This is a genomic window from Arthrobacter sp. (assembly GCF_031988865.1).
Taxonomy (GTDB): Bacteria; Actinomycetota; Actinomycetes; order Actinomycetales; family Micrococcaceae; genus Arthrobacter_B.
Genome location: NZ_DALZXY010000167.1, coordinates 1 through 2,718 on the forward strand (window position 1 = coordinate 1; position 2,718 = coordinate 2,718).

Genomic DNA, 2,718 nt, shown 5'->3' on the forward strand with positions numbered 1-2,718 from the left:
TTGCAATTCGGCGGATTTCCGTGGAAATCGTTTCAAATCGTTCAAACCGGCTGTCTGAACCCAGCATTCAGTCTCAGGCTTCCCGCCCGGCCCGAGGGGCACACGGCGGATCCACCATCAAAAGTTTGTTGGGGTTTGGCCGCCTTTGCTCGGGCGCTTTTTCAGCGTCCCGGCCGCGGCGACTCAGAAAACATTACACGCCTGGCGGCACCCGCGCAAATCCACCCAACGTGGCCTGCGACACCTGTGGTTTCAGGCGTTCTGACGGCTTGCCGCCCGAGGGAAGTCTTGTGCGGGAGCACGACTAACCCAACCCACGCACGGCAGCGCCGGCGTCCCCTGCCCCTTCAGGGGATGCCGGCACCTCGTGTATTCCGGACCGTCCCAGGCTCATCCCGCACTAGCTGGAATTGCCCCATTTGTGAGCCTTAGCCCAGCCGGCGGCGCCTCCTCGAACCCAGGACCAATGCGGTTCCAGCAAGCAGGATTCCTCCACCCATCATCGCCAGCCCGGTCGTATCGTTCGCTCCGGTCTTGGGAAGCCAGGCTTGTCCGCGTCCTGTGTAGGTGTTGACGGCCTCCAGCGTGGTCGTCATCCCGCCGGTCACAACCACAGGATCCGGCAGGTCAGCGGTAACCAGGACCTGGGCGTTCTGGCCTGACTCCTCCTCTCGGATGAGGCAGGAACTGCCGGCGGGAATCTCCGTGTAGGTCCGCGTCACGGTGTCTGTGCTCCCTGCCGGTATTACGATCGTGTCCGCTACCTCGCCGTTGCAGACAACTGTCATTACAACGCGATCCTGCAGCCCTGCGCCGGTCCCGGCAAACGACTTAGCCACGGCGAGCTGACCGTAGATGAACTGCACATCGTTGGATAATTCCGCAACCACGGTAGTTCCGCTAACGATCTCAACCGTGACGGATTCGCCGGCGACGACATTCACCACCTCGTTGGAGCCGGAGACTTCCTCACTGACAGTGCATAGGGTGCCATCGGCGATCCCTTCGAAAGTCGTGGTGGTGTCCCCGGCAGGTGTCCCGGCGGGAATGGTAAACGTCTCGTTGAGTCCAGGACCGCAGTCAACATTCACCGCGATTTCGCCCTGGCTGCCCGCACCGCCGCCCGTGATGGACTTAGTCACGACGAGGGTACCGGGACTCAAAGCTGCCTCGGCGAACACCGCGCTGTCGCTGGCGTTCAACTGGCGTGTGGCCGCGAGGATGAGCGGTTGAGCCGCACTGGGATTTCCCGCGCTCAGGTAAACGCTCCCAGCCTGCACCGTCACGGCTGCTGCCGCGCCGAGTGACCCAGTTCCGGGCTCGCCGGTGTTGTTTTGCACCCATAGGACCGTGCCGGAATCCACCTCCGAACCGCTGGCGACTCCGTCGCCTCCGCTCTCAGCTGTATGCAGGGTGAATCCATCTGGAACCGTCACGGTAATGCCGGCTACATTCTGGCCGTTGACGGTAAAGGGGCCGGCCCGGGATCCCGCGACAGCAGACGCCGATTCAGGGGTAATCTCAATCCCCGGAATGCCGGGCTCCAGAACAGGACCGTTCGCCTGGGCAGCGGCCACCATCGCGGCCACTGCGGCGCGAATATCAGTCTGGGAAGTATCCACAACGTAACCATCGGTGAAGTACCAGATTGCGGCCTGCACGGCAGCTGCCTGCTGGTCCTCGTTCAGTCCGGCAGGGCCCGGCATCATCGGGTAGTAGTTGTTGAGGATGTAGGTCACATAGCCGATGTTCGGCACATTGGCTTCCGCCCAGGAATCCAGCTGGTAAGCGGTTCCCTCCCCTGTCTCCAGAAAAACGTTGATGCAGTACATCAGGGCGATCTCCGAAGGATCATCAACGTTAGCGGTCTCAACAATCCCCGCGAACGTATCAATATCGACATACCCGGCGGGATTAGCCTCAGGATAGACAGCCAACGGATTCTGGACCGTGCCCTGTCCCGGGTGAAGCCCCTGAATCTCGAGACCCGGTCCGAACCCGGTGATTACCACGGCCGGCAATGGCTCCACTGCTATGGCCGTCATGGGAGCTACCAGGAGCAGCGCTGCGGTGAGCAGCCCAAGCACCGGGCCACGCCGAGCGCCCAGGTGTTTCAGTTCGCGTCTGTCTGTCTGGCCCCTGGCGCGTGCGAGTGACAAAGAATTTCTCATGAACATGGACTCCTGCTTTAGGTGTTCGACGCCGCAACCGAGACTTTGCGGCCAATCGGATTGCACCCGCCCCCACGGGAGCGCGAGACTACGGTGATTTTTACGATTGGAACAGAGAACAACATGAGCAGTTGGTCACGAATCGGTTACTTTTGGGCCCTAATCACCGGGAAAGCGGCTATTTTCCAGCACGCGATGCCATGCAGAAAATCCTCGATAAGTCCGGAGCGGAAAACTCCTGGCTGGCCGGACTGAAGATTTTCCGCCGCGGGCCGCAGGCCTGGAGGTTTCCGCCGCGGGCTGCAGGCCTGGAGGCCTCACCGGCGCGGAACCCGCCATTCGTGCGCACCGAGCGAGTGAGCGTGGTCAATCCCAGCTGGGTGTGCAGTTCTGGTGGCCTCGCCGCTACTCGTCCCGCCATTTCTGCGCACCGAGCGAACGAGCGTGGTCAATCCCAGCTGGGTGCGCAGCTCCGGTGGCCTCGCCGCTACTCATCCCGCCATATCTGAGCACCGAGGAATGCGCACGGCGGGGGCTCCTGGCTGGG

Annotated in this window: 1 protein-coding gene; it reads right to left on the reverse strand. The window is 62.0% G+C overall.

Annotated features, from left to right (window positions below):
* Positions 1–428: 428 nt before the first annotated feature.
* Positions 429–2,171: a thioester domain-containing protein gene (locus RTN46_RS16865; RefSeq protein WP_312183176.1), complete on the reverse strand. Its 1,743-nt coding sequence runs from the start codon at positions 2,169–2,171 to the stop codon at positions 429–431.
* Between the last annotated feature and the right edge of the window lie 547 nt (positions 2,172–2,718).

Coding starts and splice junctions, on each gene's coding strand:
- RTN46_RS16865 (WP_312183176.1), bottom strand. CDS start 2,171: ATGAGAAATTCTTTGTCACTCGCACGCGCCAGGGGCCAGACAGACAGA.